The sequence below is a fragment of the Sporomusaceae bacterium genome, assembly GCA_031460455.1.
GTDB lineage: Bacteria > Bacillota > Negativicutes > Sporomusales > UBA7701 > Anaeroselena.
The window spans coordinates 804,179-828,473 of the sequence record JAVKTQ010000001.1 but is presented as its reverse complement, the minus strand read 5'-3'; the positions used below and the strand labels follow the sequence as shown (position 1 = coordinate 828,473).

General features: G+C 60.9%; 29 protein-coding genes and 2 riboswitches. Of the genes, 23 read left to right on the top strand and 6 right to left on the bottom strand.

All coding sequences use genetic code 11. From position 1 onward, the window contains the following. Window positions 1-19 precede the first annotated feature (19 nt). From RIN56_04350 to RIN56_04340, 3 genes are read left to right on the top strand one after another with little or no spacing between them, the layout of a single operon-like run. Window positions 20-628, top strand: a complete 609-nt coding sequence (locus RIN56_04350) for a methyltransferase domain-containing protein (protein ID MDR7866024.1) — start codon at window positions 20-22, stop codon at window positions 626-628. A gap of 34 nt (window positions 629-662) precedes the next feature. Continuing rightward, entirely contained in the window at window positions 663-1,139 is a 477-nt protein-coding gene (locus RIN56_04345; protein MDR7866023.1) for a pyridoxamine 5'-phosphate oxidase family protein, read from the top strand. 28 nt (window positions 1,140-1,167) lie between these two features. Further along, complete coding sequence (locus RIN56_04340; GenBank protein ID MDR7866022.1) at window positions 1,168-1,734, top strand: hemerythrin domain-containing protein; 567 nt, start codon at window positions 1,168-1,170, stop codon at window positions 1,732-1,734. Window positions 1,735-2,108: 374 nt separating this feature from the next. Continuing rightward, window positions 2,109-2,242, top strand: a riboswitch (cyclic di-AMP (ydaO/yuaA leader). Here RIN56_04340 and RIN56_04335 read toward each other — a convergent pair. Beyond that, complete coding sequence (locus RIN56_04335) at window positions 2,216-2,356, bottom strand: hypothetical protein (protein MDR7866021.1); 141 nt, start codon at window positions 2,354-2,356, stop codon at window positions 2,216-2,218. (Overlaps the previous riboswitch by 27 nt.) On the opposite strand from RIN56_04335, the gene RIN56_04330 reads away from it, so the two are divergent. The 4 genes from RIN56_04330 (at window position 2,307) to RIN56_04315 (ending at window position 6,525) form a co-directional block, all read left to right on the top strand. Beyond that, window positions 2,307-2,969 (top strand): NlpC/P60 family protein, encoded by a 663-nt coding sequence (locus tag RIN56_04330; GenBank protein ID MDR7866020.1) that lies wholly within the window; start codon window positions 2,307-2,309, stop codon window positions 2,967-2,969. The genes RIN56_04335 and RIN56_04330 overlap by 50 nt on opposite strands. A 181-nt stretch (window positions 2,970-3,150) precedes the next feature. Further along, on the top strand, window positions 3,151-4,872 hold the full coding sequence (locus RIN56_04325; GenBank protein MDR7866019.1) for an ABC transporter ATP-binding protein: 1,722 nt from the start codon (window positions 3,151-3,153) through the stop codon (window positions 4,870-4,872). Between the two features lie 47 nt (window positions 4,873-4,919). Then, window positions 4,920-5,642 carry a metal ABC transporter ATP-binding protein gene (locus RIN56_04320; protein MDR7866018.1) on the top strand — a complete coding sequence of 241 codons (723 nt, stop codon included), beginning with the start codon at window positions 4,920-4,922 and terminating at the stop codon, window positions 5,640-5,642. Window positions 5,643-5,658: 16 nt separating this feature from the next. Continuing rightward, window positions 5,659-6,525, top strand: coding sequence for a metal ABC transporter permease (locus RIN56_04315; protein ID MDR7866017.1), 867 nt, complete (start codon window positions 5,659-5,661; stop codon window positions 6,523-6,525). On the opposite strand, the gene RIN56_04310 is transcribed toward RIN56_04315, so the two are convergent. Continuing rightward, a complete protein-coding gene (locus RIN56_04310) occupies window positions 6,481-7,413 on the bottom strand; it encodes a Na/Pi symporter (GenBank protein ID MDR7866016.1) in 933 nt (310 codons plus the stop codon). The genes RIN56_04315 and RIN56_04310 overlap by 45 nt on opposite strands. Before the next feature lie 135 nt (window positions 7,414-7,548). Here RIN56_04310 and RIN56_04305 point away from each other — a divergent pair, with 135 nt between their 5' ends. Continuing rightward, window positions 7,549-8,109 (top strand): HD domain-containing protein, encoded by a 561-nt coding sequence (locus RIN56_04305; protein MDR7866015.1) that lies wholly within the window; start codon window positions 7,549-7,551, stop codon window positions 8,107-8,109. Window positions 8,110-8,169: 60 nt separating this feature from the next. Here RIN56_04305 and RIN56_04300 read toward each other — a convergent pair whose 3' ends face one another. From RIN56_04300 to RIN56_04290, 3 genes are read right to left on the bottom strand one after another with little or no spacing between them, the layout of a single operon-like run. Next, complete coding sequence (locus RIN56_04300) at window positions 8,170-9,387, bottom strand: hypothetical protein (protein ID MDR7866014.1); 1,218 nt, start codon at window positions 9,385-9,387, stop codon at window positions 8,170-8,172. Between the two features lie 23 nt (window positions 9,388-9,410). After that, on the bottom strand, window positions 9,411-9,905 hold the full coding sequence (locus RIN56_04295) for a type II secretion system protein (GenBank protein MDR7866013.1): 495 nt from the start codon (window positions 9,903-9,905) through the stop codon (window positions 9,411-9,413). A 5-nt stretch (window positions 9,906-9,910) separates the two neighbouring features. Next, a complete protein-coding gene (locus RIN56_04290) occupies window positions 9,911-10,321 on the bottom strand; it encodes a hypothetical protein (protein MDR7866012.1) in 411 nt (136 codons plus the stop codon). 216 nt (window positions 10,322-10,537) lie between these two features. On the opposite strand from RIN56_04290, the gene RIN56_04285 reads away from it, so the two are divergent. Next, the gene (locus RIN56_04285) at window positions 10,538-10,759 is read left to right on the top strand and encodes a sulfurtransferase TusA family protein (GenBank protein MDR7866011.1); all 222 of its coding nucleotides are present in this window, start codon (window positions 10,538-10,540) and stop codon (window positions 10,757-10,759) included. Window positions 10,760-10,812: 53 nt separating this feature from the next. Here RIN56_04285 and RIN56_04280 read toward each other — a convergent pair whose 3' ends face one another. Beyond that, window positions 10,813-11,718 carry a LysR family transcriptional regulator gene (locus RIN56_04280; protein MDR7866010.1) on the bottom strand — a complete coding sequence of 302 codons (906 nt, stop codon included), beginning with the start codon at window positions 11,716-11,718 and terminating at the stop codon, window positions 10,813-10,815. A gap of 259 nt (window positions 11,719-11,977) precedes the next feature. Between RIN56_04280 and yyaC the strand changes: the two genes are divergently transcribed. The 14 genes from yyaC to pilO all read left to right on the top strand — a co-directional run bounded on the left by yyaC (window position 11,978) and on the right by pilO (window position 24,161). Further along, window positions 11,978-12,598, top strand: coding sequence for a spore protease YyaC (gene yyaC / locus RIN56_04275; protein ID MDR7866009.1), 621 nt, complete (start codon window positions 11,978-11,980; stop codon window positions 12,596-12,598). Window positions 12,599-12,789: 191 nt separating this feature from the next. Beyond that, window positions 12,790-13,497 carry an RNA polymerase sporulation sigma factor SigK gene (sigK, locus tag RIN56_04270; GenBank protein ID MDR7866008.1) on the top strand — a complete coding sequence of 236 codons (708 nt, stop codon included), beginning with the start codon at window positions 12,790-12,792 and terminating at the stop codon, window positions 13,495-13,497. Window positions 13,498-13,615: 118 nt separating this feature from the next. Further along, a complete protein-coding gene (locus RIN56_04265) occupies window positions 13,616-14,122 on the top strand; it encodes a YqeG family HAD IIIA-type phosphatase (GenBank protein ID MDR7866007.1) in 507 nt (168 codons plus the stop codon). Window positions 14,123-14,150: 28 nt separating this feature from the next. Continuing rightward, entirely contained in the window at window positions 14,151-14,927 is a 777-nt protein-coding gene (locus tag RIN56_04260) for a carbon-nitrogen family hydrolase (GenBank protein ID MDR7866006.1), read from the top strand. Further along, window positions 14,924-15,772: a shikimate dehydrogenase gene (locus tag RIN56_04255; protein MDR7866005.1), complete on the top strand. Its 849-nt coding sequence runs from the start codon at window positions 14,924-14,926 to the stop codon at window positions 15,770-15,772. Before RIN56_04260 ends, RIN56_04255 begins: the two co-directional genes overlap by 4 nt. Window positions 15,773-15,918: 146 nt before the next feature. After that, window positions 15,919-16,004, top strand: a riboswitch (cyclic di-GMP riboswitch). A gap of 89 nt (window positions 16,005-16,093) precedes the next feature. Then, window positions 16,094-17,764 carry an ATPase, T2SS/T4P/T4SS family gene (locus RIN56_04250; GenBank protein MDR7866004.1) on the top strand — a complete coding sequence of 557 codons (1,671 nt, stop codon included), beginning with the start codon at window positions 16,094-16,096 and terminating at the stop codon, window positions 17,762-17,764. A 12-nt stretch (window positions 17,765-17,776) separates the two neighbouring features. After that, window positions 17,777-18,826 carry a type IV pilus twitching motility protein PilT gene (locus tag RIN56_04245; protein MDR7866003.1) on the top strand — a complete coding sequence of 350 codons (1,050 nt, stop codon included), beginning with the start codon at window positions 17,777-17,779 and terminating at the stop codon, window positions 18,824-18,826. A gap of 151 nt (window positions 18,827-18,977) precedes the next feature. Next, on the top strand, window positions 18,978-20,198 hold the full coding sequence (locus RIN56_04240; GenBank protein MDR7866002.1) for a type II secretion system F family protein: 1,221 nt from the start codon (window positions 18,978-18,980) through the stop codon (window positions 20,196-20,198). A gap of 49 nt (window positions 20,199-20,247) precedes the next feature. Next, window positions 20,248-20,646 (top strand): prepilin-type N-terminal cleavage/methylation domain-containing protein, encoded by a 399-nt coding sequence (locus RIN56_04235; GenBank protein ID MDR7866001.1) that lies wholly within the window; start codon window positions 20,248-20,250, stop codon window positions 20,644-20,646. Window positions 20,647-20,708: 62 nt separating this feature from the next. Further along, entirely contained in the window at window positions 20,709-21,494 is a 786-nt protein-coding gene (locus RIN56_04230; GenBank protein MDR7866000.1) for a prepilin peptidase, read from the top strand. A 234-nt stretch (window positions 21,495-21,728) separates the two neighbouring features. Continuing rightward, window positions 21,729-22,007, top strand: coding sequence for a late competence development ComFB family protein (locus RIN56_04225; protein ID MDR7865999.1), 279 nt, complete (start codon window positions 21,729-21,731; stop codon window positions 22,005-22,007). Between the two features lie 8 nt (window positions 22,008-22,015). Continuing rightward, complete coding sequence (pilM, locus tag RIN56_04220; GenBank protein MDR7865998.1) at window positions 22,016-23,086, top strand: type IV pilus assembly protein PilM; 1,071 nt, start codon at window positions 22,016-22,018, stop codon at window positions 23,084-23,086. Further along, window positions 23,083-23,610 carry a PilN domain-containing protein gene (locus RIN56_04215; GenBank protein ID MDR7865997.1) on the top strand — a complete coding sequence of 176 codons (528 nt, stop codon included), beginning with the start codon at window positions 23,083-23,085 and terminating at the stop codon, window positions 23,608-23,610. The genes pilM and RIN56_04215 overlap by 4 nt, the downstream gene beginning before the upstream one ends. A 2-nt stretch (window positions 23,611-23,612) precedes the next feature. Beyond that, the gene (gene pilO / locus RIN56_04210) at window positions 23,613-24,161 is read left to right on the top strand and encodes a type 4a pilus biogenesis protein PilO (protein ID MDR7865996.1); all 549 of its coding nucleotides are present in this window, start codon (window positions 23,613-23,615) and stop codon (window positions 24,159-24,161) included. Window positions 24,162-24,295: the final 134 nt, after the last annotated feature.

Genomic DNA, 24,295 nt, shown 5'->3' with positions numbered 1-24,295 from the left:
GACGGCAAAGGAGATCGGTTTGGATAACGCGGTTGTTAAGGAAATTGCGGACAAGTACAATCGTATAGCCGGCAGCTACGATACGGTCGACTGGTTTATTCCCTCCCGCTGGCGACGCCGGGCCGCGGGTCTGGCCTGTGGACGAGTATTGGAGGTAGGCATAGGGACGGGACTCAATCTCCCTTTTTATGCCGACTGCTGCACGGAGATCCTCGGCATTGACATCAGTTCCGGCATGCTTGAAAAGGCCAAAGAGAGAGCTTCTCAGTGCAAGGCGCCTGTCAGACTGGAGATCATGGATGTGCAGGACTTGCCGTTTGCTGCCGACAGTTTCGATAGTGTATTGGCAGCGTTTGTCTTCTGCACCGTCCCCAACCCATTACAGGGACTGCGGGAATGCCGTCGGGTGCTAAAACCCGGCGGGAAGCTGATTCTGCTGGAGCATACGGGGAGCGGCAATAGGGCGCTTCGCCAGTTCATGGATTGGCTTAATCCGTTCACGGTCAGGTTTTTAGGCGACCATATTAACCGCGATACAGTCGAGGTCGTTGCAAAAGCCGGGTTTACGGGGATAACGGATAATAACTTGCTCGGAGATATCGTAAGGCTGGTCGTAGCCGAGAAGTAATTCCAACGGCTGATTTTACGTGGGGGTGTACGGGGTGAGAAGAAACGATTTGGCGATGTCGTACGAAGAAACATTGGCGGTTATCGATGCGCAAGATTACGCGGTGCTGTGTTTGATCGACTCGGCCGGCCGACCTTACGGCGTTCCGCTGGATTACGTCCGCAGAGACGGATTTCTTTACTTCCACGGCGCCCGGGAAGGAAGAAAAACTGATTCGATGATGGCTAATCCCAGGGCCTGCGCGGTGATTATGGGAGCCACAGCGATCGTTCCCGAAAAATTCGGCAGAATGTATCAATCCGCAATTGTCGAAGGTTCGATCGAGCTGATTGACGATCCGGAGCAAAAAAGACAGGTCATGACCTGGGTAGTTGAGAGCAGAAGTCCGGGCTACCGCGAGAAGGGGCAAGCAATCATTGCCAGAATGCTGGACCGTGTCCTGGTCTATAAGATGCAAATGGAAATCATCACCGGGAAACACGGTCTTGCGGGGAGTAAGGACCAGGGCTGAATTTCTAAAGTAAGGGAGGGGTTGGGCAATGAAACCGACGGACATTCTCAAGGAAGAGCATCATGGGGTAAAGCTTGCTCTCAAGGTTCTAGGCCGGATAAACGAGCGGATCGCCGGCACCCCAGGGAATTTGGACGCGGCATATGTCAGTGATTATGCCAAGTTGCTCGATTTCTTCCGCGTCTTCGTCGACAAGTGCCATCATGCCAAGGAAGAGGAGGTGCTGTTCCCGGCGCTTCTGGAATCAGGACTGCCCCGCGAAGGAGGGCCGGTCCAAGTTATGCTTGCCGAACACGACGCCGGCCGGAAGCTGGTCGCTGAAATGTCCGCCGCTTTGGCAGACTACCGCGCGGGAACGCCGGGCGCCGTCACCGCTCTTGCTGCTGCGGCACAGGGATACACACAGCTCCTGGTAGATCACATCGCCAAGGAAGACGACATTCTTTATCCGCTGGCCGACGCCGGTATTCCACAACCTGTCCAGGACGGGATGATAGAAGCCTTCGAAGGGATTGAGGCAGACCGGATAGGACCGGGAACTCACGAGCAGTTTCACGCCATGCTGAAAGAGTTCAGGGCGGCCTACCTCGGCTAGAATCGAGCTGTGTTTGTTTGCTAACCCCCTTGTCGCCCGTAGCTGTTTTGCGATAAAAATTGATTTTGCCACAGACCCTGCCTACAGGCTGAAACTGAAAGACGAAATGTGCTTATCGGGATAGGCAAAAAGAAAGAGTATTTGTATTAGCAAGTCTTTGGCTAGCGGACGTCTCTATTTATGCTTGAGAAATGTGGACAAATGAATGACAACAAATACTGGATTAATAAGGCTTTTCGGACATTGAAATTGCGTACTGGACACCATTCGCTTGAATGGCATTCAAGCGGTTGCGGCTTGCGAATTTAGAATAACTATTCGCACAATATTTGACGCAAAAAAGGATTTTTCCCATTTCTGTAGAATACAGTTCACGATATAGTGCGCCGAATCCATATCAGGTAGGGGAGAACCACTACATATAGAGGGGTGAATTTGCGCAGTTGCGCAGAAGGGCGTCTTTTCCTCTAGCCCTAACCCGTCAGCTAATCCCCGAGGCGAAGAAAACCCCGCGTATGCTTGCCTGTTTTTTAGCGGCAGCTATATCCGGGGGCTTGTCGAGAGGAGAAATAATGCGGATAGTCTGGCGTTCCCTTGTTTTGTGCTGTTTGCTTTTTTCCATGTCCACCATGGCTTTTGCCGCAAGCATCTATGAAGAAGGCGACTTCGGCCAGGAAGTGGCCCAGGTGCAGGCCAAGCTTGGCGCCCTCGGTTACGCCGCCGGTCCTGCGGACGGCGAGTTCGGCGCGATGACCACGTCGGCCGTGAAGGCGTTTCAGAAAGACCGCGGCCTTGACGCTGACGGCGTTGTCGGTCCCGATACCTACCGGTCGCTGATGGGCCGGGATATCCCGGTAAGCCGCGACGGTGCGACCGCTGCTAGGAAGATAATCCAGACCGCGCTGCGGTTTGTCGGCGTGCCGTACGTTTTCGGCGGCAATACCCCCGACGGGTTCGACTGCTCCGGTTTTACCCGCTATGTTTTTGCCAGGGGCGGCATGGGTCTCCCCCGTATGGCCGACGAACAATACGTCCTCGGTCACCCTGTTTCCAAGGCCCAGCTCCGGCCTGGCGACCTTGTATTCTTCACCACCTACGCGGACGGCGTCTCCCATGTGGGCATCTACCTTGGCGAGGGCAAATTCATCAGCGCCACGTCCAGCCGCGGAGTCGCGATCGACCGGATGGCGGACAGTTATTGGGGTCCCCGCTATATCGGCGCACGCAGGGTATAGTCGTTGTTGGGAGGCATTCGCCTCCCAATTTTAATTTCCGCGCAGGGATTTTGCCTGTGGGGATGGTATTTATTGATTGTGGACCGGCTCTGATTGTGGAATAATAGTGGTCGCGGTTCGAGATGGCGGGTTGGGGGCGTATTGCCCCGCGTGGTCGGACGTCAGCCGTGTCGGAGGAGTTATGTTCCGCTTTTATTGGGAAAAATTCGTTGTCCCGTTCTGGCTGCTGACAACCATTGCGGTGGCTTGTTTCGTTGTCGCTTCGGCAGCCGGGCTTGCGGCTCCCCTCATAATAAAGTTCCTCATCGACGGCGCCCTGGAGAGCGGTGACTTTACCGACCTCAACATTATCGTCGGCAGCATTGTCATCCTGTATTTGCTCAGGGCGGTTTTTTACTTTTTTTACGGTTATACCATGGCCAAAGCCGGCAGCACCATGATAGCCCGCATGCGCGCGGCCATGTTTTCGCGCCTGCACTCCCTCGACTACAGCTACTTTATCAACACCTCCACAGGCAACATCGTCTCCTATTTCACCAACGACCTGCTGCTCATCCAGCAGGCTGTCACCGTGGGCGTTCCCGATCTTGTTGTGGAATCGCTCAATCTGCTGGCCATCCTGGTCATCATGATCTATTTCGACTGGCAGCTGGCGCTGGTGACTTTTGTCACTCTGCCGTTCATTGTCGTAGCCGTCAGCCACTTCAACCGCAAGCTCGCCGACCTCGGCGGCCTGCTGGAGCACACGATGGCGAGGATGACCAGCCTGTTGCACCAGGCGATCCTGTCGGTGATGATGGTGCAGAGTTATGTGCGCGAGGATTACGAGTACGGGAAGTTCCGTCACCAGATTCATGAAGCCGCGCAGGAATACTTCCACGTCCAGCGCCTCAACGCACTGTTGATTCCCTTGGTCGAATTCCTCGCCGCCATCGGGCTTACCGTAATCATCTGGTTCGGCGGCCGCGAGGTTATCAACGGCGACCTGACAATCGGCGGCATGTTCGCCTTTCTCATCTACATCATCAACGTACCGGCCCCGGTGCGCAAGATCACGCAGGCATTCTCCGGCATGAAGATGGGGATGGTGGCCTGGGAGCGCATTCGCGATCTCGACCGCCAGCCCCACACCGTCGTCGACGGCCGCCTCGACCTGGATAAAGCCGCCGGCCGGGTGGAGTTCCGGGATGTAGCCTTCCGCTACCCTTCCGGCGGCGACGTGCTTAAGAACATCAGCCTCACCGCCGAGCCCGGCGACGTCATCGCCGTCGTCGGCCCGAGCGGCGCCGGCAAATCCTCGTTCGCCAACCTGCTCCTGCGTTTTTACGACCCCGCTGCCGGGGCTATCTACCTCGACGGCGTCGACATCCGCAGTCTCAAGATCGGCGCCCTGCGCCATCAGATCGGGTTCATCCAGCAGAATCCCGTTCTGTTCAACGCCAGCATTCTCGAAAATATCCGCTACGGCCGGCCGACGGCTACCTATAGCCAGGTGGAGCATGCCGCCCGGCTCGCCAACGCCCATGATTTCATCATGGAGCTGCCCCGCGGCTACGACACCCCGGTAGGTGAACTGGGAGCCAACCTGTCCGGCGGTCAGCGCCAGCGAATCGCCCTGGCGCGGGCCATCATCCTCGAACCGGTGATTATGCTGCTTGATGAGCCGACCGCCGCTCTCGACAGCCATGCCGAAAAGCAGGTCATGGCCGCCATCCGCAACGTCAGCCGGGGGCGCACCACCTTTATCATCACCCATCACCTTTCCACCCTGCTGGCATCCGATAAGATCATATATCTGACGGGCGGCCAGATCGCCGAGAGCGGCACCCACGCCGAGCTTATGGCCCGGGGCGGCGTCTACGCCCGTGCGGTCGACAGGGGCGAACTGGGACTAAAAGGCTGAAAATGGGTATAATGTTTACAAAGCCATAGGTTTCGAGGAGATACGACATGTACGATATCAAGCTCACGGATGTGACATATTCATACGGCGACAGCACCGTCCTCAGCGGCCTTTCCATGGCGGTCGCCGCCGGCGAATTCATCGCCGTCGTCGGACCGAACGGGGCGGGCAAGAGCACGATGCTCAAGCTGGTGGCCGGCCTGCTCAGGCCGGACAGCGGCCAGGTGACGGTCGCCGGCCGGACGTCCGACGAGGCCCGCGCCGCCGGCGACATCGGCTACATCCCTCAGAATTTCGCCCGCAACATCGCCGATTTCCCGGCCACCGTCGCCGAGATCGTCGCTCTCGGCCTGGTATCCGGCCGGAAAAAAAACCTGTCCCGTGACGCGGCCCGTCATATCGTTTCCCACATGCTGGCGCTGGTGGACCTTGAAGAACTGAGGGACAAGCGCGTCGACGAGCTTTCCGGCGGCCAGCAGCAGCGGGTAATGGTGGCCAGGGCGCTGGCCGGCAACCCCCGGCTGCTGCTGCTGGACGAGCCCACGAGCGGCGTGGATTTCGACACGAGCACAAAGATATACAACCTCCTCGGCGAACTCAACAAAAGCCTCGGGATAACTGTTGTCGCCGTTTCCCACGATATCGACAAGGTGACGCGCTGGGCAGGACGGGTGGCCTGTATCAACAAAGGCCTGTGCTTCCTCGGCGACTGCGCCGAATTCCGCCGCGTCCATGCCCAGGAACCGCATCTGCTTTATTATTCGGGCTGAGAGGACATAAAGATCCATGGACTTTTTAAGCTATGATTTTATGCAGCGGGCCATGGCCGCCGGCCTGGTAACGGCGGTTGTCTGTCCGCTCATCGGCATGTTTGTGGTCGTGCGCCGTCAGGCCCTCATCGGCGACGGCCTCGGCCACATCGCCTTCGCCGGCGTGATGGGCGGCTACCTCCTCGGCGTCTATCCCACCGCCGCTGCTGCGGCCGTTACTATGCTCGGCGCCGGCGCCATCGAATTTATCCGCCGTCGCCACGCCCACCACGCCGATACCGCCCTGGCCATTATGTTCTACACCGGCATCGCCCTGGCGGTCATCTTCAGCAGCATGGCCCGCACCCCCGGGACCAATCTTCTCGGCGTACTGTTCGGAAGCATCCTCACCGTTACCGTCCAGGATCTAATTCTCATCGCCGTCTGCGGCCTGATGGTAGCTGCGTCCGTCGCAGTGCTTTTCGAACGGCTCGTCCTCGTGGCCTTCGACGAAGAGATCGCCCATGTCGCCGGCATAAACACCGCATTTGTCAGCGTCCTGCTCAGCGTCCTCACCGCGCTCGTCGTCGTCGTCGGCATGAGGGTGGTGGGCATCCTGCTCGTCAGCGCCCTCATGGTTGTGCCGGTGGCGGCCGCCCATCTCCTTAGGCGCGGTTTCCGGGCGACTATGGCCTGGGCGGTGGCCTTCTCCGTCCTCGCCGTGGCCGGCGGTCTGACCTTGTCTTTTTATCTCGACATCGCCCCCGGCGGTACCATCGTCATAACCGCGGTCGCCGTCTATCTGGCCGTTCTCGTAGCCGCTGGCCGCGGCATCGGCGCCGGCGTGGTCCGGCGCTGCTCAGGCGCCGCCGTCCCGGCCGGGAACAAGCAGGGCGACCAGTGAAGCGAACGCGCCCGCAAAGGGGAGGACGGCCAGCGAGGAGACTATATTGAACAAGGTATGCATCGCCGCCACGCGGGCGGCGAAACCGTCCGCCAGCAGGGCGGCGGCTTGCACGAACAGCGCGGTGAACGGCAGAAAGACCGTCACCCCCGCCAGGTTAAGCACGATATGGGCCATGGCTACCCGTTTGGCCGCCAGCGGCGCGGCCGCACCCACGACCAGCGACGACAGGCACGAACCGATATTGTTGCCGTATACGCCGTAAGCGGCGGCCGTCAGGCCGATCGTCCCTTCGTCGGCCAGCGCCATCAGCAGGCCGGTGGCCGCACTGCTCGACTGGAACAGGAAGGTGAGCAAAATGCCGCCGCCGATGCCGGCGAGCGGGTTCTGACCGGCGGACGCCAGCCAGCGGACGACGGTAGCCGCTTCCGACAGGCCGGACAGCGCTCCCGAAAGCAACTGCACGCCGGTCAGCATCGCCGCCAGGCCGCCTACGGCCAGGGCCGCGGCGCGCAGCCGGGACAGGGCGGCCGCAAGCAGGGACGCGGCCAGCAGCGCCAGCAGAACCGGCAGGGGCGGGTCCAGCGCCAGCAGGCCGACGGTCGAGCAAGTGCCGATGTTGGCACCCAGCACCAGGCCGAGTCCCTGGCGGAAAGAAAGATATTCGGCGCTCACCAGCCCAACCGTCGTGAGGGTGAGGGCGGTGCTGCTCTGCATAAGAGCCGCGCCGGCGGCCCCCGCCAGCAGGCCGCGCCACGGCGTCACCGTCAGCCTGCCGAGCAGGCCGGCGAGGGCGGGGGAGAAGACATGCCGCAGGCCGGACCTCATCACCAGCAGGCCGCCGATCAGCAGGCCCAGACCGACGGCGAAGAATAAGAAAAAGTACATATCCGCCTCCGAAATACCCCGTTTCCTTAAACTTATGACCGCCGGGGCGATGCTAAGACTCCTGCTCTTCAGCGTCGGACCGTTTTTTGCTATAATGGATAACAGATGTGTATCCGTAAACAAGGAGGTTTTCCGATGACAACCAACCGCAGCGAATTAATGCAGATCCTCCGTCAGCACGTCAAGAGCGAGGTGCTTCTCAAGCACTCCCTGGCGACCGAAATCGCCATGCGGGCCTACGCCGGCAAATTCGGCCAGGACGTCGACTACTGGGGCGCGGTCGGCCTGCTCCACGATATCGACTTCGACAAATTCCCCGACGAGCACCCCCATCACGCCCGCGAGCTTCTCGCCGCCCACGGCTTTGACGACGCGTTCATCACCGACGTCGAGTCCCACGGCCGCGAGTGGGCGGGGGACCGCACCTTGCTACAGAAAACGCTGCTGGCCCTCGACGAGCTGACCGGGTTCATCATCGCCTGCGCCCTCGTCCGGCCCGACAAAAGCCTTGACAACGTCGAGGTCAAGTCCGTCCTCAAGAAGATGAAGGACAAAGCCTTCGCCCGCGCCGTCAACCGCGAGACGATTACCGACGGAGCGGCCGCCATGGGCGTAGACTTCGCCGAGCATGTCGCCTTCGTCACCAAGGCGCTAGCCGCCGCCAACGGCAAGAGCGACCTGCCGCTGGTGGGATAGACGATAGCAGTATATAAAAAAACAGCCTGTATTTACAGGCTGTTTTTTATGGGTTTGAGGTTACAGCACGTCGGCCATGATTATGGTGCAGTTGCTGTTGAGGATTATGTTGCGGCCGGCGATGATCTGGCCGACGACCGTCGAGTTGGCGTTGATGTAGAGGTCGCGGCCGGCGATCAGCACCGCCTTGTTAAGGTTGACGTTCGAGTTTATGTATATGTCGCGGCCAGCCATGAACAGCCCGTAGCCGGTCAGTTGCAGATCGGCGCCGGTCAGATCGGAGTTTGAGTTGATGATCAGGTCTTCTTTGGCATAAAGCTGGATATTGCCGACCAGGTCGACGTTGGAGTTGATGTTGATACTGCTGCTGCTGGCGAGGGTGAGGTTGGTGCTGGCGTTGGTGACGACATCGTCGCCGATGTTGATCGGACCGTTGGCGAAGATGGTGACATCGCCGCTCGTGCCGCCGGTGGCCGACAGGATACTATTGGAGTTGGTATTGAGGCCGCCACTGACATAGTAAGTGCCGGCTAGCGCGGTGGTGCCGGACGGCGGCGCGCCGCTGAGCGGCGTGGAGCTCGAATAGGTCGTCGGGGCGAGCGATATCGGGATGGGGGGGACGGTGAGGTTGATGCCCGTCTGGATGGGTGCGCTGCTTTGATTGGTAATGTCGGTCGCGCTGGTGCCGAGGGTGCCTCCGGTGATGGTGACGTTGTTGTTGATTGTGAGGCTTGAGCCTATGTTGTAGGAGACATAGCCCGAGGTCTGCATCGTATCGATGATCTCGTTGCTGAGCGGCGGCGGCGGGTTGGGCGGGTTAGGGTTTATGTCGCCCCCTCCCCAGTCGCTGCTGCCTTGCGGTGTGGTGAACGTGTCGAAAGCCGTGTAGGTGATCGTACCCACCTTGCCGGTGGAGTATATCTGGTAGGTGGTTTTCTTTTTCGGTTTTGGTTGAGTGAGCTCGATGTTAGGAACAAGCCGCACCGTGTAGGCTTTTGTGCCGGTGCCGTCGCCGGCGAATGGCCGCCAGTTGGCGACGCCGTTCTGTTCTATCCAGTCCCATTGATCCGAATCCCGTTGCAGGTGTACCAGAGCGCGCTTCACCCCCGCCTCGGCCACGTAGCGGGTTTCGAGCACGTCGCGGTCGCTGCCGGCCGAGCGGAGTTCCTGGGTTATCATCGGCAGCAGGCCGGCGATGACAATGGTGAGGAAAATCATCGCCACAACGGCCAGAATGGTGGCCGAGCCTTGCTGTCTGTCGATCCTGGGATCGGTCATGACGGTTCCTCCTGTCGGCGTGCCTAGTACCTGTTAATCGGTCCGTAGCGTATTATCGACTCGAGATTGAGCGACGCGCCCGTGCCGCCGGTCTGGGTGGCGGCCGTGACGGTCAGCTTGACGAGCGAAGCAGACTCGCGGTTGAAGGTCAGGGTCTGGATGAGGCCGCCGCCGAGCTGCTGGTTGCCGGCAGCCCTCGTGATGGTGACATAGCCGCCGCTGAAGCTGATGGAGCGGTTCTCACTGACGGCGGTGTCGATGTTGTAATAGGTGTACTGTATATTATTAGCCGACACGCCGACCGCCGGCGACGATATCGTGGCATGGCGCAGCTCGTCGGCGACGGCGGTCATAACCGCCCGCGCCTGGGTGAAGCTCGCTTCCTGGCTCATGCCGTAATTCTTGGTGGCGACCGAGGAGGACAGCACGCCGAACACCGCGGCCATAATCAGGCCCATGATCGCGATGCCGATGATCAGTTCGACGAGGGTAAAGCCCCGTTCGTTTTTCACAGTCATGACCGTCACAGTTCCTTGAAATAATAATAACTAATTACATTTATCGATACGGTGCCGCCCGCTTCTGTCCAACTGACCTTTACTCTCACCGGGCGCACGTAATTCCGCATGCTGTTATGAATATTCAGATCCGGCGACAGTTCCGTTGCTTCAATAGTAAAGACGGTCGGGTTGGGGGGAACCGTAACCGTGGCCGGCAGGCCGGTCAGGAAGCCTGTGTATGTGGTGGCGTCCTTCTGCTTGATTGTCTCCACGATCTGCTGGGCTACCCAAACCGCCGTCGCCTGGTTGTTGGCGGACACGGTCACTACGGTGGCCTGGCGGTAGGCCACGGCCAAGGCGGTGAGGGCAATGGCGACGATGACCATGCCGATGAGAGCGTCGATCAGTATCCAGCCTCTTTCGTTTTTGGCCATTCCCGCTCACCCCCGCGTTTGCCGTATTTCGTGACAATACTGGTCAATTTCGTTGCCATACGGCCCGATTCCTTGTCGTGCTGGCGAATGGCGGCACTTTTTGTCATGAAAAATACCGGTGGTGTGGCGGAAAAGTTATCCTTCTCGCACTATTCTTCCTGCCGACAGGGATTTCGGCCTTGACGGCGAATATAACCTGTTCAGGGAGGGGATATGATGGCGATGCATTATCTCGATATGCTGGGGGAAACTTGTCCGCATCCCCTGCTCATGGCGCAGGCCAAGCTGGAAACGATGGCCAGCGGCGATTGCCTGGTGGTCGAATCCGACTTCAGCCGCTCGGTCCGCAACATCCTGGCCTGGGCCGACAAGAACGGCCACCGTTTCGACGTCGAAGAGGTCGAAAAGGGCGTCTGGCAAGTCAAGATAATAAAGTGACGGCAATACAAAAAAGCCCCGGTTGCGAGAGCAACCGGGGCTTTATATGTGTATCAGCAGACTTCCAGTTCGCCGGGGGAGGTGATGAAGCGGATAAAGCGCTTGGCGACGCCGGTCAGGTCGTCGTCGCGGTAGACGAGATTGTACTCCACCCGTGGGTCGACGTTTTCGATCGTCAGGGCGAGGATGTTGCCGTGGCGCAGTTCCTTCTGCACGGTCAGCCTGAGCCCGATGGAGACGCCGTGGCCGTTCTCGACCGCCGTTTTTATGGCGCTGGCGCTCGAGATGGATGTGCTGGGCTTGAGGTCGGCGAAGCGCATATTAAGAGGCTTGAGCGCCTCGTCGAGGAGCAGGTGAAGCTCCGACCCTTCCTCGCGGAGAATGAGACGGTTCTTCAGCAACTCTTCGAGCGTGACGGAGGTCCGGCCAGCCCAGTGGTTGTTGTTGGGGACGATGGCCACAAGCTCGTCGGTGAACACCGTTTTAATGGTCAGCCCTTTGTAGCTGCGGACAGGGCATTCGACGATGGCCAGGTCGACGTCTTTGTCGTAAATTTTGGTTACGATCTCCTGGGGATTGTCGATCTCCAGGTTGATCTGCAGGTCGGGGTATTTGTCCTTGAAGGTCCAGATGCCGCAGGCGAGGGCGTGGCCGCCGACGGTAGGCGTGGCGCCGACGATGAGCTTCTGATTCTTTTCGTCGGCCATGCTGGTGAGCTTGCGCTCCAGGTCTTCGTGCAGTTCGAGGATCTGTTTGGCGTAGTCGAACAGCACCGTGCCCGCCGGCGTGAGCGTCACGCCGTGGGGGGTACGCTCGAACAGCTTGATGCCGTAGAACTCCTCCATGGAATGGATCTGGGCGCTGATCGCCGGCTGGGAAATATGAAGCAGCTTGGCTGCCTTAGAAAAGCTCTTGACGCGCGCTACCTGGCAAAACAGGTCAAATTGCCCTAATTGCATAAGCACCGACCTCCCCACTGAATATGTGTAAATTATAACATGGATAGATGCCGTGTGACCGTCCGGGCCATATTCATCATCTTGTTCAAGATATAACCAAAAAGTTATACCCTGCCGAATTCTATCAGCATTCGCGATACCCGGCAGGGCTCAAGCTCTCAGGAAAGCGGTGTCCAGGCCTTGCCGCGCCAGCTTTTTTGGCAACTATTGCCCTCTCGCCGCATAATGATTAAGTGAGTGACGCAGGGGGAGGGGGATAATGGGCAAAGCGGACGACAAGCTGGTTGTAAATCTGAGGGAATCAGGTATCGCCGCCCGGCTGGCCGAGCATTGCTGGCGACTGCTGAACAGGCAGGAGGGCATCGCCATCCGGCCGCTGGTGGCTCTGTGCATCGGGTCGGACCGTTACACCGGCGACGCTCTCGGGCCGCTGGTGGGCAGCTATCTCGAAGAACGCGGCGTATGCACCGTGTACGGCAGTCTCGACCACCCGGTGCACGCCGGCAATCTCGTTGAAACCGTGGGCATGATCGACGCCCGCCATCCCCACCCGGTTATCGTCGCCGTCGACGCCTGCCTCGGCCGTACGGGTGAGATCGGGAACATCGAAGCATGGGACGGGGGCATCGAAGCGGGCATCGCCGTAGGCAACCGCCTGCCCTGCGTCGGCCACGTATCCATCGTCGGCGTCGTGAACGCCGGCGGCCATCTTGGCTACCTCGACCTCCAGAACACCCCTCTCGCCGTCGTGGTCAAGCTCAGCCGGGTTATCGGCGAGGCGCTCGCCGACGCCCTGGGGCGGATGGCAGCCAGGGATGCGGCTGCCGCCCTGTGCCGGCTCAGTGGGGGAACAGCCGGCCCCACATCAGATAGAGAATGACCAGGGCGGCGGCGAACAGGACGCCGAGATCGCCGATAAACTGCTCCATAACCTATCACGCTCCTGGTGCCAGTATACACTATTTTTTTTCGCCAGTACAAGTTTCCTGCTGCTCTTCCATTACTTGACAGGCACAATATTTCCCCGCAGCCCATACAATGAAGCACAAGTCTTTGCGGGGGTGAAGGGGATTGGTTTCTTTTTTTGCGGTCCTCGCGGCCGCCGTCGCCAAGGGACTGTACTTCCTGGTTGCCTACCTTACCAACAACACCTTCCCGTTACCGCTGTCGGAAAAAGAGGAGCAGCACTACCTTGAGCGCCTCAAGAGCGGCGATGAGAAAGCCCGCAACGTGCTCATCGAGAGAAACCTGCGCCTGGTAGCCCACATCGTCAAGAAGTTCGACAACACCGGCGAGGAGATCGACGACCTCATCTCCATCGGCACCATCGGCCTGATAAAGGCCATCAACACTTTCGACCAGGGGAAAAAGACCCGTCTGGCCACCTATGCCGCCCGCTGCATCGAGAACGAGATCCTCATGCATTTCCGCAGCACCCGCCGCACCCGCACCGAGGTCAGCCTCTACGATCCCATCGGCGTGGATAAGGAGGGCAATGAAATCACGTTGATCGACGTTCTCGGCACCGCCCCCGACGTGGTGGCCGAGGCGGTCGAGATCCAGTGCGAGCAGGAGCGGCTCAATAAGCAGATAAGCCGCCTGAGCAGCCGGGAGAAATGGGTGCTGGAGATGCGGTTCGGCATGCCGGACGGCGGCAAGAAGACGCAGCGCGACATCGCCAAGATGCTCGGTATCTCCCGTTCTTATGTATCACGGATCGAGAAGCGGGCCATCGGCAAGCTCAGCAAGAACCTGTCCGCCGAAGACGGCCAGTTTTAAACGTGAAAACCTGCCAAGAGCCTTACCGCAAGGTAAGGCTTTTCCTATTGCCGCATTTTTTGTCTTTTGACGGCGGCCGTGATATAATTTTTGGTAATAAATCCTGGGAGGTGCCCTGTTGTATCGCCTGCTTTGTCCTAATCTCGTTGTCGACTCCCTGTTCGAGATCGACCTCGACGCTCTTGCGGGCCAGGGCGTCCGCGGGGTCATCTTCGACCTCGACAACACCATCATCCCCTGGGACAGCCGCGAGATGGACGCCGCCATCGTCGCCTGGCTGGAGGATGTGCTGGCCCGGGGCTTTAAGGTGGCGATCGTTTCCAACAACTGGCGCGGGCGGGTGCGGGAAATCGCCGTCCGTTTCGGCCTGCCGTTCGTCTCGCGGGCGTACAAGCCCGCCAAGACGGGCTTCCGGCGAGCGCTGGCCGAACTGGGGCTCGAACCCCACGAGGCGGTGGTTGTCGGCGACCAGTTGTTCACCGACGTCCTCGGCGGCAACCGCATGGGCCTGATGACTATCTGGGTCAAGCCGCTGACCGCCCAGGAATTCATCGGCACCCGTATCCACCGCCGCTTCGAGAAACTGGCCGTCAAGATGCTGCGGTCCAGAGGTCTGATGAAATAGAGTATTTATCTGAAGTGGAGGGCTGTACGTGAAAATCGCTATGGTCCAGATGCGCATCATCGCAGGCGACGTCGCGGCCAACCGGGCCCGCGGCCTGGCCCTTATCGCCGAGGCGGCCGCAAACGCCGCCGTTGTCGTGCTGCCCGAGATATGGACAACCGGCTATGCGCTGCGCCAAGTGGCGGAGATGGCCGAGGACGAGGCCGGGCCGACGCTGACCGGGATACGGGAAATCGCCGCCAGGGAGGGCGTGACGGTTGTGGCCGGGTCGCTGACGCTGCGCCGCCACGGGCGGATATATAATGAGTCGGTCGTAATCGGCCCCGACGGGACGACGGTCGCGAATTACGCCAAACTGCACCTTTTCAGCATGACGGGCGAGGAACGTTTCTTCGCCGCCGGCGACCGCCGCTGCCTGTTCGATATCGGCGGCGTCAGAGCCGGTCTGGCGATCTGCTACGACCTCAGATTCCCCGAGCTGTTTCGCTCGCTGACCCACGAGGGCGCCCAGATAATCTTCATGCCGTCCGAATGGCCGCTTGTCCGCGCCCTTCCCTGGCAGATTCTGAGCCGCGCCCGGGCCATCGAGAACCAGATATACGTATGCGCCGTCAACTGCGTCGGCGAGCACCGTGGCAGCCCCTTCGCCGGCCAGTCCCTCCTCATCGCGCCCGACGGCGAGATCGTCGCCGCCGGCGGGGCGGAGGAGGAGGTCATCTATGGCGAAATCGACCCCGCCGCCGTCGCCGTGGTGCGGGAAGGGATGAAGGTTTGGCAGGACCGCCGGCCGGAGGTGTACCTGTGATTACCGGCAAGACGAAGGTCTGCGCCGTTATCGGCTGGCCGGTGGAGCATTCCCTGTCGCCTCCCATCCATAACGCCGCGTTCGCCGCCGTCGGGCTCGACTATGTCTATGTCCCCCTGGCCGTCGCCCCCGACGCTCTCGGCGCCGCCGTCGCCGGCTTCAGAGCCGCCGGTCTGGCGGGCATAAACGTCACTGTGCCGCATAAAGTGAACATCATCCCGTTTCTTGACGCGCTCGACCGCAGCGCCGAACTGGTCGGCGCGGTCAACACCGTCGTCTTCGCCGCCGGCCGGGCGACCGGCCACAACACCGACCTGGCGGGGTTCGTCAACTCGCTTACCGCCGCAGGGGTGGCCATCGCCGGCCGCCGGGCCGTACTCCTCGGCGCGGGCGGCGCCGCCCGCGCCGTCGCCTGGGGCTTTATCGAGCACGGAGCGGCGGCCATAACCGTCGGCGCCCGCGACGCCGCCAAGGCGACCGCCTTTGCCGTTTCCTTCCCCGCCGGCTCAGTCGCCGGCTGTGGCTGGCAGGGCGAAGCATTCGCCGCCTCCCTGGGCTGCTGCGACATCCTCGTCAACTGTACCCCCATCGGCATGTACCCCCGCGCCGCCGAAGAGGCGCCGCTCGATTGGGCGGCCTTAAACCCGGAGGCGGCGGTCTGCGACCTTATCTACACGCCGCCGCTGACCAAGTTTCTGGCCCGCGCCCGCGAACGCGGCCACCTGACAGTGGGCGGCGCCGGCATGCTCATCGAGCAGGGGGCGGCCGCTTTCACCCTCTGGACAGGCCGGGAAGCGCCCCGCGATGCAATGCGCGCCGCTCTCGACGGGGCTCTGCGCGGCTAGGGACGGCCGGGTATAGGGAGTATCGAAAGAAAGGATAATTATTGTCGGATAATAAATAAGTAAACTTTTTTCACAAATTTGTTATAAAATTACATATTGTTGCAGGAAGTGCTCCTAATTATGTCGAATGTAGCCTTTTACTATCAACTTCATATGGGAGCAATGACGGTTCTTGGCGTAACATGGGCACTTGCCTGAATCCGAGCTAGTAGTGCAACCGACCATTTGCAAGTTTTTTGCTTTTGTAAGGTTGCCCTTTTTTTCCCCATTTTTAGTTATCTGAAAACTGTCGCTTATTCGTCTCCCGAAGGAGTGCCAAAGGTGAAAAGCCGCAAAAAGCTCGGCGACCTGCTTGTCGAAGCGGGTATGATCACGCAGCCCCAACTCGAAAAGGCCCTCACCGTCCAGAAGAAAACCGGGGAACGACTGGGCAAGACCCTTGTGAACCTTGGCTACATAACCGAGCACGGTATCATCGAAGTGCTCGAATTCCAGCTTGGCGTCCCCCACGTCGAACTGTCGGCCATGTCCGTCAGCAGCGATGTCGCCGCCGTCATCCCCGCCGCCCTTGCGGAGCGCTATCAGGTTCTGCCCCTGAAAAAAGAAGGCAAGAAGCTCACCCTGGCTATGGTCGACCCCACCAACTTCTACGCCATCGACGATGTCCGCATGGTGACCGGCTGCGAGATATACCCGGTCATCGCCGCCGAACGCGAGATCGTCCAGGCGATCAATGAGACCTACGGCGTGCGCGAACTTGTCGAGAAAGCGGCCAGCAGGATCCGCTTCGACGACCCGCTCGCCGCCGATATCCAGACCGCCGACGACGCCCCGGCGGTGAGCATCGTCAACTCGCTCATCAGCCAGGCGGTCAAGGACCGGGCCAGCGATATCCACATCGAACCGCAGGACAAGAACCTCCGCGTCCGCTTCCGCATCGACGGCGTGCTGCGCGAGGTGGTCACCTTCCCGCGCCACACCCATGCGTCGCTGATTTCGCGCGTCAAGATAATGAGCGAAATGGACATCGCCGAGAAGCGCCTGCCCCAGGACGGCCGCATCAAGGTGAACGAGTCCGGTCGCGACATCGACATCCGCGTGTCCACCCTGCCCACCATCCTCGGCGAGAAGGCGGTTCTCAGGATACTGGACAAGCAGACGGTGATTCTCGATATTAACAGCTTAGGCTTTTCCGCCGATAATCTCAGTAAATACCGTAATCTTTACCGTCAGTCCCACGGCATGATCCTTGTCTCCGGCCCGACCGGCTCCGGCAAGACCACAACCCTCTATTCGACCCTCGCCACCGTCAACGTGCCGGGCAAAAACATCATCACCGTCGAGGACCCGGTCGAGTATCGCCTCGACGGCGTCAACCAGGTCCAGGTCAACCCGCGTGCCGGCTTGTCCTTCGCCAACGGCCTGCGCTCCATCCTCCGCCAGGACCCCAACATCATCATGGTGGGCGAGGTCCGCGACAGCGAGACGGCCGACATCGCCGTCCGCGCCGCCCTCACCGGCCATCTCGTCCTCTCCACCGCCCACACCAACGACGCCCCCGGCGCCATCACCCGCCTCATAGATATGGAGATCGAGCCTTTCCTGGCCGCCTCGTCGGTGCTCGGCGTCGTCGCCCAGCGCCTAGTGCGGGTCATCTGCCCGGAATGCAAACAAAAATACACGCCGCCCGCCGACTCGCCCGAACGCCACTTCCTCGGCCTCGGCCCCGACGACGACGTCACCCTCTACCGCGGCATCGGCTGCTTGCGCTGCGGCCACAGCGGCTACCGCGGCCGGGTGGCCATCCACGAAGTCATGCCCGTCACCCCCGAGATGCACGAGCTCATCATTCGCCGCGCATCCACCGGCGAGCTCGCTGCCCTCGCCCGCAGCCAGGGAATGATCACCATGCGCGAGGACGGTATCGCCAAAGCCATGGGAGGGCTGACCACCGTCGAGGAAGTCATGCGCGTGGCATACAGCGGAGTATAACGGAGGTAACGCATGCAATCCCTTCTGCGCGAAGCGGTGGCCCGCAAAGCCTCCGACCTGCATATAACGGTGGGCATCCCGCCCGTCCTCAGGATCAACGGCGACCTCGTCCGCACCGACCGGCCGGCCCTCAGGCCCGCCGACACCGCCGCGCTCCTCACGGCCATCGCCGCCGAGAACCACCGCGCCGTCTTCGACGAACGGGGCGAAGTCGACTTTTCCTACGCTATCCCCGGCTTCAGCCGTTTCCGCGTAAACGCCTTCCGCCAGCGGGGCGCCACCGCCATCGTCGTCCGCGTCGTCGCCGAGCAGGTGCCGACGCTGGCCGAACTCGGCCACCCCGAAACGGTCAAAACCCTGGCCCGCAAGCCGCGCGGCCTGGTGCTCGTCACCGGCCCCACCGGCAGCGGCAAATCCACGACTTTGGCGGCCATGATCGACCTCGTCAACCGCGAACGGGCCTGCCATGTCGTCACCCTCGAAGACCCGATCGAATACCTCCATCGGCACGACCGCAGCATCATCAACCAGCGGGAAATCCACGCCGATACCCATTCCTTCGCCGCCGCCCTGCGGTCGGCTCTGCGCGAGGACCCCGACGTCATCCTCGTCGGCGAGATGCGCGACCCGGAGACGATCGCCACCGCCATCACCGCCGCCGAGACCGGCCACCTCGTGCTGGCCACCCTCCATACCGGCGACGCCGCCCAGACCATCGACCGCATCATCGACGGCTTCCCGCCCTACCAGCAGCAGCAGATCCGCGTCCAGCTGTCGCTTACCCTCCAGGGCATAATCGCCCAGCAGCTCCTGCCCCTCAAGGGCGGCAGCGGCCGGGTCGCGGCCCTCGAAATCCTCCTCGCCACCCCTGCGGTGCGCAACATCATCCGCGAGGGCAAGACCCACCAGCTAGCCTCCGTCATCCAGACAGGCGCGAAAAACGGCATGCAGACGATGGACAACGCCCTGCGCGACCTGTGCCGCCGCGGCCTGGTCAGCACCGACGAAGCGCTGGCGCGGGCCGCCGACCCTGAAACGCTGTTGAAATTAATCAACGGATAGAAAACATACGGGCTGAGATAAAAAGCTCCAGATGCAAGGCGGCCCGAGGACGCGCAGCGACGCGTACTCGAATGTACGCTAGCAAGCGCCCGCAGGCCCAACGCCGCAGATGGACTTTTTAGCCAGCCCCCACGTAGAGGAGATTAGCCCGGTGTCAAAGACTTTCGCTTATAGAGCCAAGGACCGCACCGGCCAACTGCTCACCGGCTCGCTCGTCGCCGAAAACGAGGCGGCCGTGGCGGCCTACATAAGAAACCAGGGCTATTTCGTCACCCAGATCAGGCCGGCCGCCGACAGCGGTTCAGCCCTCCGGGGGCTTGCCGATATCTTCAACCCCGTTAGCTCCAAGGATCTGGCTATCTTTTGCCGCCAGTTCGCGACCATGGTCGACGCCGGCCTCTCCCTCACCGTCAGCCTCGGCGTCATGGTCGACCAGACCGGCAATGCCCGCCTCAAGGCGGCGGTCAAGGACATCCTCGTCAAGGTCCAGGAAGGCGAGACCATGTCGCGGGCCATGCAGAACCACCCCGGCGTCTTCCCGGACATCATGGCCAGCATGGTCGAAGCCGGCGAGGTCGGCGGCGTACTCGACGTCGTCCTGGAGCGCCTGGCCGTCCATTTTGAAAAAGAGAGCAAGCTGACCGCCAATGTCAAATCGGCCCTCACCTACCCGGCGGTGATTATGACCTTCGCGGCGGCGGCGATAGTATTTATCCTCCTCTTCGTTTTACCGCGTTTCGTGCAGATATTTGCTAGCCTGAAGGTGACCCTCCCTGCCCCAACCCGCGCCCTGTTGACGATCAGCGCCTTCTTGAACGAATATGGTCTATTGCTAGCTGCCGGGATCGCCGTCATCATCTACGGGTTGCGGATTTATCTGCGCCAACCACAGGGGCAGCGGTTGCTTGATGAGTTCATCCTGCATGTGCCGGTCATGGGCGCCCTTTGGCGCAAGATTGCCGTCGCCCGCTTCAGCCGCACCCTCAGCACGCTGCTGCGCGGCGGCGTGCCCATCATCGCCGCCCTGGAGGTCGTCAAAAAGACTGCCGGCAACCGCCTCATGGCCCGCGCCATCACCGCCGCCCAGGAAGGCGTCAGCGAAGGACTCGGTCTGGCCGCTACCCTAGGAGCGTCGGGTGTTTTCCCGCCGATGGTCGTGCAGATGGCGGCGGTGGGTGAGGAGACGGGCGAGGTGGACAAGATGCTCGAGAAAGTCGCTGACTTTTACGAGAACGACATCGACGACACTGTCAATCGCCTTAGCAGCTTGTTGGGACCTATCTTAATTGGGGTGCTAGGAGTGGTTATCGGGATGATTGTCTTCTCCATCCTCATGCCGCTCTTTGACATAATCACCAGTATTGGCAAGTAAGCTAGCCCTTTGGATTGTTTTTAGATTTATTGAAAGGAGGTGAATCAAGTTGATGAATTTTAGACGTAATGTAAAAAATAATAAAGGCTTTACGTTAGTTGAGCTAATCGTCGTAATTGCCGTAATCGGCGTTCTGGCCGCAATTGCGATACCCAAGATCGCTAGTTCCGCAGATGCTGCTCGGGGTGCGAAGCTTCAGGCTGATTTAAGGACCATCGACACGGCATGCATGATGGCACTCGCGAATGGTGGAACGATTACAGCCGGCGACGTAGATGCTCCAGTAACCACATATCTGCAAGCAGTGCCGGTTCCGCCTACGGGAAACTTTACTGCTACTAAAACGACTACTGCCGCCGCAATAACCGGCACTAAATACCAAGTAACCGCAGCAGGTAGGGCAACCATCGATATCGGCGGAACTGACAAAATGGCTGAAGATCTCTAATTATAATATCAAGGCAGTCGCAGGACTGCCTTGATACCTACTTTTTCGGGAGTTAACCCAAATTGTTTGAACTTATCATCTTCCTTCTCGGCCTGGCGGTGGGCAGCTTTCTCAATGTCTGCGTCTACCGCCTGCCGGCCGGGGAGTCGGTTGTCAGCCCGCCCTCGCACTGCCGCGCCTGCGGCGTCCGCCTCGGGCCAGCCGATCTCATCCCCGTCCTCAGCTACATCCTCCGCCGCGGCCGCTGCCGGTCGTGCGGCGCTACCTTCTCCGCCCGCTACGCCCTGGTCGAGCTTGCGACCGGCGCGCTGTTCGTGTGGTGTTTCTTTGTTTTCGGCCTTGGGTCGTCGCTCATTAAAGCCCTTGTCCTGACATCCTTCCTCGTCGTCATCACCCTCATCGACTTCGACCACCAGCTCATCTACGACAAAGTCCTCGTATGGCTTGCCGGAGCCGGTGTCGCGATAAACCTTTCCTTTGCGTACGCGCCGCTGTGGGGCTCGGCGCTTACCCTGCCCGTCGGTCTCCTCGACATGCTCCTCGGCGGCCTCCTCGGCGGCGGCCTGCTGCTGGCCATCGCCGTCATCACCCGCGGCGGCATGGGCGGGGGCGACGTCAAGTTCGCCGCCGCGCTCGGCCTGTGGTTCGGCTGGCAGCACACCCTGCTGGCGCTCTTCCTGTCCTTCCTCGCCGGCGGCCTCGGCGGCGGGGCGCTGCTGCTGCTCAGGCTCAGGAAGCGCAAAGACCTCATCCCCTTCGGGCCGTTCATCGCCGCCGGCGCGTTCGTCACCCTCCTCTACGGCCCGGATATCGTTGCCTGGTACGCGGGCCATTTCCTCAGACGCTGATATTTTCCGTTTCCCCGCGCCGCCCGGCAGGTAGCCGGCGGCTTTTGTCTAATTATATTTAAGATATGCTTATCCTAAATGCCGTTCCCCAGGCCGTTCAGAAGTCCCCAGATGCAAGGCGCACCGGAAGAGCGCGCCGCGCCGCGTACTCGAACGTACGCAAGCAAGCGATCTGAGGAGCAACGACGCAGATGGGGGCTTATCAACGGCCTGTTAAAAAGGAGAGTGCGGACTATGGAACTCATCAACTACATGGAAACCCTCGTCTGGCAGTACCTCCCCGAGCAGCTCGCCAACCACGCCGACATCTGCAACTGCAAGCACTGCCAGTACGACATCGCGGCCTTGGCGCTCAATTTTCTGCCGCCCCGCTACGTCGTCACCGACAAGGGCCAGACGCTGACCAAGGTCAAATCCCTCGACCAGCAGTTCTATGTCGACATCGTCGCCGCGCTCACCAACGCCATCATTCTCGTAAAGGCGCGGCCCCACCACCACCGGGCCGATGAGTAGTGACGCCCATGCGGAACATCCTGCGGTCCCTGTTTGCCCGTCAGACGGATAACGTACTCGGCGTCGACGTCGGCACCAGCGCCGTCAAGATCGTCCAGATCGACCGCCGCAAGGGCCGGCCCCTGCTGAAGGCCGTCGGCGTCGTGGATCTGCCGCCCGGCATTGTGGAGAACGGCGCGTGTCGCGACGTCAAAGCCCTGGCGGCTATTTTGCGTCAGGCCGTGGGCACCAGCGGGGCCAGCATCCGCGACGCGGCGCTGGCCATCGGCGTGCCTGCCCTTTTTGTGCGCGAAATCTCTTTTCCGCCCCTCAGCCCCGATGAACTGCGCGAGGCTGTGAAATGGGACAGCGAAAAATACGTCCCCTTCGCCCCTGGCACATATTACTACGACTACGCCGTCACCGACCGCGCCACGAGCGAGCTTGAGATGCGGGTCATGCTCGCCGCCGCGCCCCGCGAAGCCGTCGACGATCTGGTGGCCGCGGTCAAAGCCGCCGGTCTCCGTCCGGCGGCCATCGACGCCGAGCCCATCGCCATCTACCGCACGCTGCCGGCCGCCGGCAACGCCCTGGTGGTCGACATCGGCGCCGAGCTTTCCCACGCCACCATCTTCCAGGACGGCGCCCCGGTGGTGGCCCGTCCCGTGCCCATCAGCGGCCAGCGGTTCACTGAGGTCATTATGGAAGCGTTCGAACTCGGCCAGACGGAAGCCGAGCGCCTCAAGCAGCGTCAGAAGGGGCTGCTCTTCCGTCCCGGCACTCAGGATGACACGTCCGCCGTCCACCGCCGCTTCGAGCTGCTCGTCACCGAGGCGGCCCGCGAGGCGCAGCGCACCATCGAGTATTACCGCATCCAGAACAAAGAGGCGATCATCGATAAAGCCTTTCTTACCGGCGGCGGCGCCGCCCTGGAGAACATCGTCCACTATTTCTCCGCCCAGCTCGACGTCCCGGTGGTCATCCACGACCCCCTGGCGCCGTTCGACATCGCCGGCAGCTTCGATCCCCAGTATGTCCGCAGCCTCGGCGGCCGCCTTGGCGTGGCCGTCGGCCTCGCGCTGAGGGGAGGGGAAGAATGATCCGCATCAACCTTCTGCCGCTGGCCGAGCGCCAGCCCAAGTGGCGGACCGGCCGGATTTTCGGCGCCCTTATTTTCCTCGTCCTCGGCGTTTTCCTGAGCGTCTGGGGTTATTTCCAGTTCATGCTTGTCCACACCGAGCGCAACCTGGAGGAAGCGAAAAACCGCCACCAGCTCCTGCGCCCGTCCCGCGAGGCCATGCTGGCGGCCAACGCCAAGCAGCAGGGCATCGACGCTAAGGATAACGTGCTCATCGCCCTCACCCGCGAGCGCACATCCTGGTACGCCATCCTCACCCAGCTCGGGGCCAAGACGCCTCCCGAACTGTGGTTCACCGACCTTACGGTCGATAAGGGTCTCCTGAAGCTTACCGGGATGGCCAAGAGCACCCCGGATCTGGCCGCCTTCATGCGCAAGCTGGAGCAGGACGACCTGTTCGCCGAGCCGACATTGGTCAAGGCGGAACGGGACATTACCACCTTTGCGACCAAATTCGAGATCACCCTTAAGATCAAGGGGAGGTAACCGTGGCGATCACGCTGCCAAAAGAGCTCTCCCTAAAACATAAGCTGATGTTGTTCGCTTTCGTCACCGTGCTGGTCGCCGTCGTGGCCTGGTCTTTCGTTTTCCAGCAGCAGCGGCTCCGGCTCGTCGAGCTTGACGGCCGCTACCGCAGCGAGAAGCGGCAGGTGGATGCGATCGAAGCCCATGTGCTCGCCCATCCCGATCCCGCTAAGCACATGGCCGAGCTCGACATCAGGCGGCGGGTCGTAGACCGGGCGCTGCCCGAGACGCCGGGCGTCAGCGACTTCCTCGTCATCGTCGAGAAGGCGGCCCGCGCCAGCGGCGTCCAGATCATGCACATCAAGCCCGCCGCGGTCGTCAGCCGCAACAACTACCAGGAAACGCCGCTCGACATCCTCGTCAGGGGCGACTTTTTCCAGACCGCGGGCTTCCTCAAGCAGCTCGAGGACGCGCCGCGCTTCAACTCCGTCAATTCCCTGGCGATGAATATGAAGCTGGGGGGCGGGCTGGAGACTAAGATGCAGGTGGTAATCTACAGCGTCAAAAAATAACGGCCGTCCAGCAGCGCCCATCTGCGTTGTTGCTCCTCGGATGGCCCACTCGACGTACGCCACCAAGTACGCCTTCGCGGGCCATCCTCCGGTGCGCCTAGCATCTGGGCACTTCTGAACGGCCGTTCGGCAAA